The sequence below is a fragment of the Streptomyces sp. NBC_01808 genome (assembly GCF_035917395.1).
GTDB lineage: Bacteria > Actinomycetota > Actinomycetes > Streptomycetales > Streptomycetaceae > Streptomyces.
The window spans coordinates 4890807-4903385 of the sequence record NZ_CP109072.1; the positions used below are offsets into that span (position 1 = coordinate 4890807).

Genomic DNA, 12579 nt, shown 5'->3' on the forward strand with positions numbered 1-12579 from the left:
GGTCATGCCGCCCCGCGGCCGACGTGGAGTACCAGCACGGTGACCCTGCCGTCGTCGATCCGGTAGATCGCCCGGTAGCGGCCGATCCGCAGGCGGCGCTTGTCGGTGCCCCAGGGAGCCGAGTTCTTCGGGCGCTGCTCCGCGGCGAGCGCGTCGATGCCGTCGATGAGCGCCCGCAGCCCGGCGGGGTCGTCAGCGAGGAAGCCGGTGGCTGCGTTCACGGCATCGGTCTCCCAGACGACTTCGTGGCTCACCCGTCGAGTCCCAGTCGCCTGCGTACCTCGTCGTGCGGCACGTACGTGTCCTCGCCGCGGGCCTTGCGGGCTTCGTACTGCGCAACGGCAAGGGCGTCTTCCAGGTCCTCGATGTCCCCTATACCGACGATCATCGCGGCCGGCTCACCGTGGTCGGTGATGATGGTGCGCTCGCGGCCGAGAGCGGCACGGCGGACGAGCGCGCCGAACTGGCTGCGTGCTTGCGCGATGGGCAGCGTCTCACTCATGCATCAACTGTACAGAAGATGCATGTCCTGTCTGCGCTCAGGGCTTGGTGAACGGGAGCGCGACCGGCCGCGGGTACGACCACAGCACACCGTTCTTGGCACGCCTGCAGCCGACGATCGCGAAGGCGAAGGACGTCGCCAGGTGCACCCCCCACGCCGTCAGCGGCACCGCCGGCACCCACTCCGGCCAGCCCTGTTCCTCGGCCATGTAGATGCTCCCGCCCGTCAGCGCGCCGAAGACGGCGACCGCGACGATCTGCGTGATGCCCCAGTTCAGGCCCTCGGTGCCGTGGTGGCGGATGAACGGGTCCGCGGTCTTGCCGCGGATGTTCAGCGGCCCGATCCAGGCGATCAGGAAGCCGATGCAGCAGGCGCCGGTGCCGGCGATGAAGATGAGCAGCGCGGACAGGTGCGCCCACATCGCCGAGTCGGGCGGCGGCTTGCCGGGCGGGCCGTGCGGGTAGAGCTGCGGCGGGTACGGGACGGCGGGGCCCGGATGCGGGTGGAGGGCGGGGGCGCCCTGCGGTGCGTACGGCGTCGGGGCACCAGGCGGCGCGTACGGCGGCAACGGCGGTGGCTGCTGCCCGGCCGGGTGTCCGGCCGGGTGCCCGGGCGGCTGTCCGGCCGCCCGGTCGTCGCTCGGGTCCTGCTCGGTCATACGTCCCATCCCCCGGGAGATCGTCCGTTCCCCTTCGGACGCAGACCCTAGCCCGCCTGAAGCGCGCCCCTTCTGCGGTCGCTGAAATAGAAGGCCGCCAGGACACCGCCCAGGAGGCCGAAGAGGTGGGCCTGCCAGGAGATCGACTGCTCCAGGACCTGGTCCGTCGGCAGGGCGCCCCACACCATGGAGCCGTAGACCAGGGCGACCGTGATGCCGATCAGTACGTCGGACATCCGCCGGTCGACGAAGCCGCGCACCGCCACGTAGCCGAAGAGGCCGAAGACGACCCCCGACGCACCTGCCGTGGCCGTGCCCGCGGGCGAGACCAGCCACACCCCGAGCCCGCTCACCAGCATGATCACCGCGACCACGCCCACGAACCGGCTGATCCCCCGCATCGCCGCTATGAAGCCCAGCACCAGCAGCGGCCCCGTGTTCGCCGACAGGTGGTCCCAGCCGAAGTGCATGAACGACGCCGGGATCACGTCCCGCAGCTCGCCGAAGTCGCGCGGCGTGATCGCGTACGCGTCCAGCTTGTTGCCGCCGGCCTGGTCGACCGCCTCCAGCACCCACAGCAGCGCCACCCACGCGAGCATCACCACCGCGGCGCGCTTCACGTATATTCGCCCGCGCGGCGGCCGAGCCGCCCGTGCGGGCCGCGCGGCGGGGGTGCCGCGCCCGTAAGGTTCGTACATCACCCAAGCCCCCTTCGGACCAGTGTGTCCTCCCTGGGGAAACGCAGGCGGCCTGCGTCGCGGTTCCCGGCGCCGGATAGGCTCGCCGGGTGGAGCCGCCGCACCAGACGCCGTACGAGGACCCGGTCGGGCCGCCGTCCGAGGGGCCGTTCGCCGAGCCGTACGCCGAGCAGCCGGGCCGTGACCGGCGCCGGCCCTGGGTCGTCGGCGTCTCCGGCGCCTCCGGCACCCCGTACGCCGCCGCCGTGCTGCGCGCGCTGCTCCAGGCCGGGGAGGCCGTCGACCTCGTCGTCAGCCGGGCCGCACGGCTGACGGTGCTGGACGAGACGGGCGGCCCGTTCCGCGACGCGCACTGGCGCGACGACCTGCGGCGCTGGCTCGCCGCCGGCGCCGAAGGACGGCCGGACGCCTTCGACCCGGCGATGGACCTGTCCGGCGTACGGCACTGGGCGGCCGGCGATCTGGCGGCCGGTCCCTCCTCCGGTTCGTACGCCGCGAAGGGCATGATCGTCGTCCCGGCGTCGACCGCCGCGGTGGCCGGCATCGCGCTCGGGCTCTCCAAGGACCTCCTCCAGCGCGCGGCGAGCGTGACGCTCAAGGAGGGCCGGCCGCTGGTCGTCGTCGTACGGGAGACGCCGCTCCCCGGGCCGACGCTGCGGCAGATGGTCGCCCTGGACGAGGCGGGCGCCGTGGTCCTTCCGGCCGCACCCGCCTTCTACGCCGGGGCCACCGGTATCCAGGACCTCGTGGACTTCGTCGCCGGCCGCGCCCTCGACGCCGCGGGCGTGGCGCACAAGCTCTATCGCAGATGGGAAGGGGAGCTGGGGCGCTCCCGCTGACGCAGACACAGCACACGGCACGCAGAACGCAGAACGCAGAACGCAGCAGAAAGCCGGCAGCCGACACAGCAGCACGGAAGGCTTGAGATCGCACATGGACGCCGTCGACAGGCAGCTCATCCAGGCTCTGCGGGAGAACGGCCGGGCCTCGTACGCCGAGCTGGGCCGGCTCGTGGGGCTCTCCGGCCCCAGCGTCACGGACCGGATCAACCGCCTGGAGGCCGCCGGGGTGATCACCGGCTACCGCGCCACGGTCGACGCCGCCCTGCTGGGCCGGGGCGTCACCGCGCTCGTCGGGATCTCGCTCTCCGAGGCGGTGGACCACGACGACGTCGCGGACCGGCTGCGGGACCTGCCGGAGATCGAGGACTGCTTCTTCATCGCCGGGTCGGACTCCTTCATGCTCAAGGTGCGGGCACCGGACGTGGACGGCCTGGGGAAGACGGTCCGGCGGATGTCGCGGATCAAGGGCGTCTCGCACACGGCGACGACGGTGGTGCTGTCCACGATGTGGGAGAGCAGGGTGGGCGAGATCGCGGAGGAGTAGGCCGCGTAGGCTCGGATACGCGCAGATGCGCAGGAACGTGACTTACGGGCTGGGAGGCGGCGCGTGGACGCAGGGCTCAGGCGCGAGCTGGCGGAGAAGGCGCGCGCGGGCGCACGGCTGAGCCGGGCGGACGGTGTCGCGCTGTACGGGAGCGGCGATCTGGCGTGGCTGGGCGGGCTCGCGCACGAGGCGCGGACGCGGCGGCACGGGGAGCGCGGGTACTTCGCGGCGGCCGCGGACCCCGCCGAGCCGGTGGCGGAGGTCTCGTACGACGGGGAAGACCCCGGGCAGACCGTCGACGCGCTCCTGGCGCTCCGCGACCGGCAGGACGCCGGCGCCGGCCTGCTGGCCGTCGTACCGCTGGCGGCGGGGCGGGTCACGGGCGCGGCGGCGCTGAAGACGTTCGCGGTGGCGCGGCTGCTGCTGGACAACGTGCCGCACGTACGGGCCGCGTGGACCGCGTACGGCACGCAGACGGCGCAGCTCGCGCTCCAGCACGGCGCGGACGACTTCGCCCCGGCCCCGGGGGCGGCCGACACCCTCCCGGCCGCGGAACTCGTCGAGCTGATCCAGGACGCGGGCCTGCACCCGGTCGAGCGGGACGCGCACTACGCCGCCGTCCGCGAGCACGCGGGCCCGGACCCGGAGCGGCGCGAGACGCCGCAGCCGATGCGCTTCTGAGGCCGCCATGACCCTGCGCTACGAGCTGGACCCGGCGGTCACCCCTGCCCTGCGGGACGGCATATGCACGCTCTGGGCCGACGTCAGCAACGCGGGCGGCGCGGTGGGCTTCGTACCCCCGGTGACGCCCGAGGACATCCGCCCAGAGCTGGTCAGGCACCTCGCGGCCATGGCGGAGGGCCGCACCCACCTGATCGCCGCCCTCGACGCGGCGGGCCGCCCGGCCGCCACCGCGTTTCTGACGCTCAACACCCACCGCCTGATGCGGCACTGGTGCTGGCTCTACACCGTGATGGTCCACCCCGACCGGCAGGGCACGGGCGAGGGCCGCCGCCTCATGGCCGCCGCGGCGGACGCGGCGCGCGGCATGCCGGGGATGCGGGGGATCCGGCTGACGTGCCGGGGCGGGACGGGGGTCGACACGTTCTACGCATCCTGCGGCTACAAGGAGGTCGGCCGCGTACCCGACGCGATACGGGTCGCGGACGACGACTACCGCGACGACATCACGATGTGGCTGCCGCTGCATACTTGAGTACGACCCGCGCGCACGCCGCGCGTGCACGCGCAGCACCACCCCGCACGCCGCACCACTTTGACCGACGGAGCAGAGAGCAGAGAGAAGTTGTCAGCCGTGACCCCCAAACCGAACCCCGCCGTCCGCTACACCGCCATGCGCCTCGGCGTCTTCGCCGCGTCGTTCGTGATCCTGGCCGTCCTGGTCCGGGTCGGCGCACTCCCCGCGGGCCTGGGCGACTCGAACTACCTGTGGGTCATGCTGCTGTCGATCGTCGTCTCCGCGCCGCTGAGCTTCGTCCTGCTCCGCCGGCAGCGGGACGAGATGTCGGAGCAGATCGTGGGCCGGGTGCAGAAGTCGAAGGAGCGGCTGGCGGCGAACCGCAGCCGCGAGGACGAGGCGGACGACGAGGCGCGCGGCACCGCGTAGGGGAACGGCGCCGGAGGACTGGCGCAGGACGACCGCGTAGGGGGACGTGAGGGGCGTCACCGTCACCCCCAAAGCCGCACTATGGGAATGTCAAAGCAGGAGTGTTAGTCTTCTCGTCATGACGACGACGGTGCCTGCGCTTCGCATGCCTACGAGCCCTCTGCTCGTGGCGCGCCTGCACGTCGATCTCTGCCGCTGCCTGTCCGCGGCATGTCAGAGCCGCTAGTCCCCGCGCTCTGACCGGTCACGCACCACATTCCCCAAGTAGCAGACGCGCGCCCGTCGTCCCGGTCCCGGCACCACCGTGCCCGGACGAGGCGGCCCGGCGCGCCCAGTCACGGAGACGCCCGTGTCCACACCCACCCCCGCCCCCACCGCGCAGCCGCGCAGCGGCTTCCGGATACCCAAGGTGCCCTTCTGGGCCCAGATCCTCGCCGGCCTCGTCCTCGGCGTGCTCCTCGGCTGGGCCGCCCGTACCGGCGACGTCGCCTGGCTGAAGGACACCCTGGACCAGATCGGCACCATCTTCGTCCAACTGCTCAAGCTGGCGGTCGCCCCGCTGGTGTTCTTCGCCATCCTGGTGTCGATCACCAACCTGCGGAACGTCAACAACGCGGCCCGCCTCGCGACCCGCACCCTGCTGTGGTTCTTCGCCACCTCGCTGATCGCGGTCGCCATCGGCCTGGCCATCGGCCTGCTCACCAACCCCGGCGCCGGCACCGACCTGTCCCCGAAGGACGGCGCGGCCCCCGAGGACAGCGGCTCGTGGATCGACTTCCTCACCGGGATCATCCCGACGGACGTCATCACGCCCTTCACCGAACTGAACGTGCTGCAGATCGTCTTCATGGCCGCCGCCCTCGGCGTCGCTGCCCTGAAGCTCGGCGAGAAGGCCCAGCCGATCATCGCGTTCAGCGAAACGATTCTGGAACTGCTGCAGAAGGCACTGTGGTGGGTCATCCGCCTCGCCCCCCTCGGCACCGTGGGCCTCATCGGCTTCGCGATCGCCGACTACGGCTGGAACCTGATCAGCAAGTACGCGACCTTCACCGCCGACGTCTACATCGGCTGCGCCCTGGTCCTCTTCGGCGTCTACCCGCTCCTGCTGGCCACGGTCGCCAAGGTCAACCCCCTGCAGTTCTTCCGCGGCGCCTGGCCCGCGATCCAGCTCGCCTTCGTCTCCCGCTCCTCGGTCGGCACGATGCCGGTCACCAAGAAGGTCACCGAACGCCTCGGCGTCCCCAAGGAGTACACCTCCTTCGCGGTCCCCTTCGGCGCGACGACGAAGATGGACGGCTGCGCCGCGATCTACCCGGCCCTGGCGGCCATCTTCATCGCCGAGATCTTCGACGTCAGCCTGGGTATCCAGGACTACATCCTGATCGCCTTCGTCTCGGTCATCGGCTCCGCCGCCACCGCGGGCCTCACGGGCGCCACCATCATGACCACCCTGACCCTCTCCACCCTGGGCCTCCCCCTGGAGGGCGTGGGCCTGCTGCTGGCGATCGACCCGATCCTGGACATGGTCCGCACGGCGACGAACGTCGCGGGCCAGGCGGTGATCCCGGTGCTGGTCGCGTCGCAGGAGAAGATCCTGGACCGCGACATGTACGACAACGCCACCAGCTTCGACCTCGACGACCCGGACCCGGTGGACACCACCCCACCCAAAACCCCGGTCACGGCCGCGGCCTGACCCACGACCACACGACGCCCGCACCCCGGCACTTCCGGGGCTGCGGGCGTCCGCATGCGCACCCTCGTCAGCCCTGCGGTTCGTGGGTAGGTCGGTGTCGTGCCCGGGTGTGGGTGGGGGTGGGGGTTGGCCACATACACATACGCGCGCCGGCTGATCGCACGCGACCAGGGGGCTGGTACCGGCATGGCGTCAGAAGCTGCTTGGGCGTCGCGGGCAGTCGTCCACGTCGGCGCGCTCACTCATACCCCTGAGGCGGTACCAGAGAAGGGGGCTGCCGAGTGATCAAGACTGACGTCAGGACTGCTATTTCCGTCGGCGGTGAGAGGGGCATGGGTAGAACGGGAAAGCCTACCGCATGAGGAGTTGGCGTATCCCGGCCACGAAGCTGTTGAAGCTGGTCGACCGATTCACATCCGGATTCAAATGAGGACCGATCTTGCGCCCCCATTCTGGTTTCGACGCAATCTTGATGCCATGCGATCGAAGAACTTTCTCGAAAGCATCGGAGCACTTGCCGGTCACCGAATCAGGATCACCGCGGTACGCGCGCGGGACGCTGCTTGTAACTTTAGGAAATCCATGGACAACTGCATCCCAATCGCCGAAGTACCAACTCTCCAGCTCGCGCACAGCGATTCGGTTCAAGACCTCGAAGTCACCCTCTGGCCCTCGCTTGGTTCGAGGTGTCAGGCCAGCGTCCAGGGCTATCGAGTCCAGTCGTCGCTTCAGATCCCGACAGTCATCATTATCGCGATCAACAAGGACGGCTACTCGGAAATCCTCGCCCCTCCTGCGGGAGGCCGCGTAACCTTGTAGTCGATCAGGAAGTTTTTTCAGGAGATCCGGCTTCCTCGGAACTGGCGGATCCCGACGCGAACATTGTGACCTTCAAGGATCTTCGCGAGTAGATGACGGAGAGCCACGCCTGCGGACTCTTCCTCCACTAGAACTTCCAGGCGGATGGGGGTCGGTTGCGGCTTGGGTTTTTTCCTTTTTCCCTTGGTGGCCACGGCTCACTCCCCGAGATCGGCAACGGGAGTGGTCGGTACGGGGACTTCTTCAAAATAGTTTTCCTGCCACAGTGTGCCCAGCAGTGCTCCCTGCTCAAGCATATCCATCACGAGTGGGATGGAGTTCGGGCGGACAACCCGAGTGTACCCGTCAGTGTCTCGGTACAGAGCGATCACTTCATCGGGCCTACAGGAGTTGACGAAATCGTGTGAATGGGTTGTCACCAGCACCTGGGACAGTTCGCTGGAATTTCGGCACTGATGGGCAAGACCGGGTAGCACCGAGGGGTACAAATGATTCTCCGGCTCTTCGATCCCGATAAAAGGTGCCGGGTCGGGATCGTACAGCAGGGTGAGGTAGGAGAGAAGTTTCAGAGTTCCATCTGAGGCATTGCTGGCCAGTACGGCCTCGTCGAATGGCGCATCCTTGATGAAGAGGACAAGCCGCCCGTCAGGTGAGGTGTCATAATCTACCCGCTCAAGTGCGGGAACCGTTTCCTGGAGTGCCTCTATGACTGCTTGCAGGCGCTTCGGATGATTCTCTTTTAGATATTGGAGAACGTTGCTCAGGTTGTCGCCGGATCGGGATAGTTGCTCTTGCGGCCCAGCGGTTGGTGACTTTCGTTCCTCTGCGACGGACAGGTATGAGAGATACCAGCCGGAGATAAAGCGACGAAGCGCTGCAACGCGCGGGTGTGTCCGGAACTGTCCCAATGCGTTGACGGCCAGCCTGTCCGAGCCATCCAACTGCTCGGATGTTTTCTTTCCCGTGTTCTCGTCCATCACGTATCCTGATCCGTGGTGGAAGTCGAGGATATGCTGAGGTCGACCTTGCGCGGGTGCGACGGTCCAGCGTAGCCATTCTCGGCTCACCACGGGACGCCCCTTCTCCTCTTTAATCTCCAGGCGGTAGGTGAGGAGCCTTGTTCCGGGCTGTTCCCGATACGAGATCTGGATGGCGATAGGGCCGTCAGCGCCCCGAGAGCGAAGCTGACGTTGTCCCCCTCGTTGGTCCCACGCGTTACGCACCCCGAGGGTGAAGCACGTCTCCAGAAATGCGAATACGTCGAAGAGTGTGGATTTTCCGCTTCCGTTGGGGCCCACCAGAACCGTGAACGGCTTCAGTTTTTTGATCTCGACGTTCTGCAGGACACGGTAGTTTTCAATCTTGATCGCCTCAATCACAGGTGGTCGCATGGACGCTCCTCGTCGAACTCGCGCAGTGCCGTGACCCTGTGGGGCGCACTCTGTCAAGTGTCCCATCCTAGAGTTCCAGATCTGCGCTGACTGCTGCACCGCGGCGAGGCTTTCCGATCCGTGCCCTACCGTGGGCGCCATGAGGCACCTCGCCCCTGAACTCCGGCGAAGCGGGCTGGCGCACGACTGACATGCCTACACACGGTCCGGCTGCGAACGTCGCGGGCCAGGCTGATCCCGGTGCTGGTCGCGTCGCAGGAGAAGATCCTGGACCGCGACATGTACGACAACGCCACCGGCTTCGGCATCAACGCCCCCGACCTCGTATCCCCCGCCCTGCAGAGATCCCCGGCCCCGATGCACGGGAGCGGGCGCCCGTGTGCACCTTCGTCTGTCCTGCGGCCGACGTGATGTGCCAACTACCCTGGGTTGAAAAGTGGTTGATGCCACAAGGGGGTACCAGTGGTCATTCGGGTCAGGATGGACGGGGCGGGGGCGGAAGACGAGCTGAGGTCGCTCCGCACGTGGTTGGAGGCCGAGCCGGAGGTCAGCCGGCATGCGGCGATGTCCTGGGCGACGCCACCCACACAGCCCGGCCACATGGGACCGGAGGTGATGGAGTGGCTCCAGCTCGTCACCGATACCGCCTGGAACGCGGCGAATTTCGTGCTGGCGTACGCGGCGTGGCGCCGCACACGGCATGACAAGCCCACGGTCACGGTCGAGTATGACGGCGCCAGGGTGACGATCAACGATGCCGAGCCGGAGACCGTCGCGGCCTTGATCCGGACCCTCAGTCGGGGGTAGCGGGGGGTGTTCTTTCCCGACGCGGACAAGTCGCAGGCCGTCCTCATCGGCGTCAGCCGCCACAGGCATCTGGACAATCTGCCGACCGTGAGAAACAACCTCACGGCGCTGTCGTCAGTGCTGATGTCGGACTCTTCCTGGTCTCTGCCGGAGAACAGCCATTGCAGGGTCGTCCGGGATCCGGAGAATGTGGACGACGTCGTCCACGCCGTACGGTACGCGGCGCGCGCCGCCTCCGATTCGCTCTTCGTCTACTACGCCGGGCACGGCCTGATCGATCCCCGGAACGGGGATCTGAGCCTCTCGCTCGTGAAGTCACGATCCCAGGAGCCGTACACAGCCGTCCTCTATGAGTACCTCCGGCGAGAGATTCTCAGCTCTCGTGCCTCGCGAAGGATTGTCGTCCTGGACTGCTGCTTCGGTGCCAGAGCCTTCCCCGCCATGGGTGACCCCACAGGCCATCTCCTGGAGCAGGCCCAAGTGCACGGCACGTACCTGATCTCCGCTGCCGGCGAAACCAGGGAAGCGCTGGCGGACGACGGGGAGGGGTTCACGGCCTTCACCGGCGAACTGGTACGTCTGTGCCGCCAGGGCATCTCGGACGGGCCGGAACTGCTGGATCTGGACACGATCTTCCGGCACATCGAGGCCGAGATGCGCGCGAAGTCCCGGCCGATCCCCAGACAGCGCATAGCTGATCACGCCGGCCGCCTGGCACTGGTGCGCAATCCTGCGTACCGGCAGGGGCCGCCTGCCGCATCGCCGTCCGCAGAGGGTGAAAAGGAGACGGAGGGGGCCCGGTCCTCTCCTTCGGAACCCGAGTCGGCGCCGGGCGGCAACGGCCGTTCGCCCGACGGTGAATCGTCGGCAGAGCCGGCCGAGGCCGCTCCCGGCAGGGTCGGCTGCGGGCATGGTCTGTTGATCTTTTTCGCCTTGCTCCTCGTGGGTGTGCTGGGCGCTTACTTCTTTATCCGCCCAGAGGGCGACCCCACGCCGGGGCTGGACTACTCGAACGGAGACAGGCCCACCGAAAACCACGAGATGTGCCGGCCCCCTCAGTCCGGCGGGGGCTGCCAAGCGGCCGGGTGGAGATGGAACATCCCCGCCTCCGAGAAGATACGGACGACGCTGAGGCCGGACGACGCCGGGACGGACCGGGTACTGGGAGGAAACCTGCGGCTGGAGGCGGACTGCGACGCGACGGTGAAGTGGACGGTCACCGCTGACACGCGTCCGGTGGAGCACGGCACCATCGTGTCCGAAGACACCCATTACTTCACCGAATCCCTTCCCCCCGATGTCGAGAAAATCGAGATCACCGCGCAACGCACCGACACGGAAACCTGCGACGGTCGGCTGTACTGGGTCGACGCGGGACTTACTTCTTGAGGAGTGGGCGCGACGAGCCCGTGATGCGCGGGGCACCGGGGATCCCTGCACAACCGTTCGCCCGGGTGGGGCGTCGTACGGGCGTGAGGGGCATCGATTGGCCGTCGGGACGCTTCCTGCCTGCCTTCGTGCTGGGCCCGCTGACCGGGGTGCTGTGCGGGTATCTCGCCGCCTCGCTCATCATGCGCTCGCGTGCCTACTGCGATGCCGGGAACGAGCCGGGACACCGTTTCGCCCTCATCTTCTTCGACCTCCCCGCTCTCATGCTGGTCTGTGCTCTCGCCGCATGGATCGCCTCGGGTTTCCTGTGGTGCCTCGTCCGGCCCGCTTCCTGGAAGGCGGCCGTCTTCACCGTGGTGCCGATCTCCCTGGAAGTCGGCCTGCTCATCGGGTGGGCGGCGTTCGCGTCCCTCGGCACCCTGGACGGGTATCCCGGCGACTCCGGCCTCTGCCCGGCGAGCAACATCCCGCCCTGGTGGCCCTCGTGGCTACCCGCTTGAGCGGACTAGGGCAGCACGACCGACCGCTGCCGGGCTCGCCGGCGCCCGTGGGTGGCTCTGTCAGACTGCGGGGGTGATCGTCAGGCTTGCGGGGGAGCGGGACTTCGGGGGGTTTCTTGGGCTTGCGGGCGGGGTTGAGCAGTGGTTCGGGGCCATGGTCGGCGAGCCCGGGTTCCACGAGGCCGTGCGGGGGCACATACGGCGGGGGGTTGCGCTCGTTGCCGTTTCCGGGGGGTCCGTTGTCGGGGGGTTGTTGTTCGGGGGTGAGGCGCCCGTTTTCCGGGTGCACTGGCTGGTGGTTGCCGAGGACATGCGGGGGCGGGGCGTCGGGCAGGCGCTGATGGGGGAGGCGGAGCGGCGGTTCGTCCGGGGGCGGGCCGGGTGGGTCGAGGTGGTGACGTTCGGGGCCGATCATCCCGGGGCCGTCGCCAGTGGGGCACGGGTCTTCTACGAGCGGCTGGGGTTCAGGCCCGCCGAGGCCGCCCCGCCCGGGCCCGAGGGGGGTTCGCGCCAGGTGTTCCGGCGGGCGGCGGGGGAGCCCGGGGAGTGAGGGGTGCGGGCTCGTACTCAGGTGGGGGTGAGTACCTTCGCTCTGGTTCGGGCAGCGGGCGGGCCACGAGGGTGGGGGTATGCGTCGTGTGCTGCGGATTCTTCTCCTTCAACTGCTCTCCCTCCTACTCCTGGCCGGCGCCGCCGCCGGGGCCTGGGCCGTGTGGCTCGGCTGGGACCAGGAGCGCGAGGTGAGCGGTGACACCGAGACCGGGCCGTACGAGGCGTGGCAGGTCGGCGGGCTGGTGCTGACGCTGCTCGTCGCCGTGGCCGTCGTCGCGTACGTGCGGCACTTCGTGCCCGCCGTGCTCGGGTCGACCGCGGGGCTGACCTTCGCCTCGTACTACGACTGGTCGGACGACAACACCGGGCTCTTCGCCGTCGGGGTCGCGCTGATCCTCATGGGGACCTTCGTCGGCTCCGCCCTCGTCGCCGTCGCCGTGGGTGCCGTGCGCGGAGAGCCTGATGCGGGGCAAGAGGCCTTCGCCGTCTGCCGCTGATGCGGCGCTGACGGGGCGCTCACCGGGCGCGGGCGGGACCCGGGCGACCCGGGCGAC

Annotated in this window: 19 protein-coding genes; 12 read left to right on the forward strand and 7 right to left on the reverse strand. The window is 68.8% G+C overall.

The window, feature by feature from the left end; genetic code table 11:
- Positions 1 to 2: 2 nt before the first annotated feature.
- From OG946_RS21645 to OG946_RS21660, 4 genes are read right to left on the reverse strand one after another with little or no spacing between them, the layout of a single operon-like run.
- Positions 3 to 254: a type II toxin-antitoxin system RelE family toxin gene (locus OG946_RS21645; protein ID WP_326797706.1), complete on the reverse strand. Its 252-nt coding sequence runs from the start codon at positions 252 to 254 to the stop codon at positions 3 to 5.
- Positions 251 to 502, reverse strand: a complete 252-nt coding sequence (locus OG946_RS21650; RefSeq protein WP_326797707.1) for a type II toxin-antitoxin system Phd/YefM family antitoxin — start codon at positions 500 to 502, stop codon at positions 251 to 253. The genes OG946_RS21645 and OG946_RS21650 overlap by 4 nt, the downstream gene beginning before the upstream one ends.
- Positions 503 to 539: 37 nt before the next feature.
- Complete coding sequence (locus OG946_RS21655) at positions 540 to 1160, reverse strand: DUF4870 domain-containing protein (protein WP_326797708.1); 621 nt, start codon at positions 1158 to 1160, stop codon at positions 540 to 542.
- A gap of 47 nt (positions 1161 to 1207) precedes the next feature.
- Positions 1208 to 1780, reverse strand: a complete 573-nt coding sequence (locus tag OG946_RS21660) for a rhomboid family intramembrane serine protease (RefSeq protein WP_326797709.1) — start codon at positions 1778 to 1780, stop codon at positions 1208 to 1210.
- Positions 1781 to 1947: 167 nt separating this feature from the next.
- Between OG946_RS21660 and OG946_RS21665 the strand changes: the two genes are divergently transcribed.
- The 6 genes from OG946_RS21665 to OG946_RS21690 all read left to right on the forward strand — a co-directional run bounded on the left by OG946_RS21665 (position 1948) and on the right by OG946_RS21690 (position 6567).
- On the forward strand, positions 1948 to 2697 hold the full coding sequence (locus OG946_RS21665; protein ID WP_326797710.1) for a UbiX family flavin prenyltransferase: 750 nt from the start codon (positions 1948 to 1950) through the stop codon (positions 2695 to 2697).
- Between the two features lie 94 nt (positions 2698 to 2791).
- On the forward strand, positions 2792 to 3244 hold the full coding sequence (locus OG946_RS21670) for an Lrp/AsnC family transcriptional regulator (protein ID WP_326797711.1): 453 nt from the start codon (positions 2792 to 2794) through the stop codon (positions 3242 to 3244).
- A 63-nt stretch (positions 3245 to 3307) separates the two neighbouring features.
- Positions 3308 to 3925, forward strand: a complete 618-nt coding sequence (locus OG946_RS21675) for a hypothetical protein (protein ID WP_326797712.1) — start codon at positions 3308 to 3310, stop codon at positions 3923 to 3925.
- A gap of 7 nt (positions 3926 to 3932) precedes the next feature.
- Complete coding sequence (locus tag OG946_RS21680; protein WP_326797713.1) at positions 3933 to 4460, forward strand: GNAT family N-acetyltransferase; 528 nt, start codon at positions 3933 to 3935, stop codon at positions 4458 to 4460.
- Positions 4461 to 4559: 99 nt separating this feature from the next.
- The gene (locus OG946_RS21685) at positions 4560 to 4871 is read left to right on the forward strand and encodes a DUF4229 domain-containing protein (RefSeq protein WP_125936568.1); all 312 of its coding nucleotides are present in this window, start codon (positions 4560 to 4562) and stop codon (positions 4869 to 4871) included.
- 349 nt (positions 4872 to 5220) lie between these two features.
- Positions 5221 to 6567, forward strand: coding sequence for a dicarboxylate/amino acid:cation symporter (locus OG946_RS21690; protein ID WP_326797714.1), 1347 nt, complete (start codon positions 5221 to 5223; stop codon positions 6565 to 6567).
- A gap of 351 nt (positions 6568 to 6918) precedes the next feature.
- On the opposite strand, the gene OG946_RS21695 is transcribed toward OG946_RS21690, so the two are convergent.
- The 3 genes from OG946_RS21695 to OG946_RS21705 are packed head-to-tail and all read right to left on the reverse strand — an operon-like array spanning position 6919 to position 8777.
- Entirely contained in the window at positions 6919 to 7407 is a 489-nt protein-coding gene (locus OG946_RS21695) for a DUF4276 family protein (protein ID WP_326800328.1), read from the reverse strand.
- Positions 7404 to 7580, reverse strand: a complete 177-nt coding sequence (locus OG946_RS21700) for a hypothetical protein (RefSeq protein ID WP_326797715.1) — start codon at positions 7578 to 7580, stop codon at positions 7404 to 7406. Before OG946_RS21700 ends, OG946_RS21695 begins: the two co-directional genes overlap by 4 nt.
- 3 nt (positions 7581 to 7583) lie before the next feature.
- Entirely contained in the window at positions 7584 to 8777 is a 1194-nt protein-coding gene (locus tag OG946_RS21705; RefSeq protein WP_326797716.1) for an AAA family ATPase, read from the reverse strand.
- Positions 8778 to 9017: 240 nt separating this feature from the next.
- On the opposite strand from OG946_RS21705, the gene OG946_RS21710 reads away from it, so the two are divergent.
- The 6 genes from OG946_RS21710 (at position 9018) to OG946_RS21735 (ending at position 12522) form a co-directional block, all read left to right on the forward strand.
- A complete protein-coding gene (locus OG946_RS21710) occupies positions 9018 to 9188 on the forward strand; it encodes a hypothetical protein (RefSeq protein ID WP_326797717.1) in 171 nt (56 codons plus the stop codon).
- A 51-nt stretch (positions 9189 to 9239) separates the two neighbouring features.
- Positions 9240 to 9584, forward strand: coding sequence for an effector-associated constant component EACC1 (locus tag OG946_RS21715; protein ID WP_326797718.1), 345 nt, complete (start codon positions 9240 to 9242; stop codon positions 9582 to 9584).
- A gap of 6 nt (positions 9585 to 9590) precedes the next feature.
- Complete coding sequence (locus tag OG946_RS21720; RefSeq protein WP_326797719.1) at positions 9591 to 10973, forward strand: caspase family protein; 1383 nt, start codon at positions 9591 to 9593, stop codon at positions 10971 to 10973.
- Between the two features lie 83 nt (positions 10974 to 11056).
- Complete coding sequence (locus OG946_RS21725) at positions 11057 to 11473, forward strand: hypothetical protein (protein ID WP_326797720.1); 417 nt, start codon at positions 11057 to 11059, stop codon at positions 11471 to 11473.
- 73 nt (positions 11474 to 11546) lie between these two features.
- Positions 11547 to 12023, forward strand: coding sequence for a GNAT family N-acetyltransferase (locus tag OG946_RS21730; RefSeq protein WP_326797721.1), 477 nt, complete (start codon positions 11547 to 11549; stop codon positions 12021 to 12023).
- A gap of 79 nt (positions 12024 to 12102) precedes the next feature.
- The gene (locus OG946_RS21735) at positions 12103 to 12522 is read left to right on the forward strand and encodes a hypothetical protein (RefSeq protein WP_326797722.1); all 420 of its coding nucleotides are present in this window, start codon (positions 12103 to 12105) and stop codon (positions 12520 to 12522) included.
- Positions 12523 to 12579: the final 57 nt, after the last annotated feature.

Excerpts from the sequence above, each read along its gene's own strand:
- OG946_RS21650 (WP_326797707.1), bottom strand. The coding sequence starts at position 502 with ATGAGTGAGACGCTGCCCATCGCGCAAGCACGCAGCCAGTTCGGCGCG.
- OG946_RS21655 (WP_326797708.1), bottom strand. The coding sequence starts at position 1,160 with ATGACCGAGCAGGACCCGAGCGACGACCGGGCGGCCGGACAGCCGCCC.
- OG946_RS21670 (WP_326797711.1), top strand. The coding sequence starts at position 2,792 with ATGGACGCCGTCGACAGGCAGCTCATCCAGGCTCTGCGGGAGAACGGC.
- OG946_RS21680 (WP_326797713.1), top strand. The coding sequence starts at position 3,933 with ATGACCCTGCGCTACGAGCTGGACCCGGCGGTCACCCCTGCCCTGCGG.
- OG946_RS21705 (WP_326797716.1), bottom strand. The coding sequence starts at position 8,777 with ATGCGACCACCTGTGATTGAGGCGATCAAGATTGAAAACTACCGTGTC.
- OG946_RS21735 (WP_326797722.1), top strand. The coding sequence starts at position 12,103 with ATGCGTCGTGTGCTGCGGATTCTTCTCCTTCAACTGCTCTCCCTCCTA.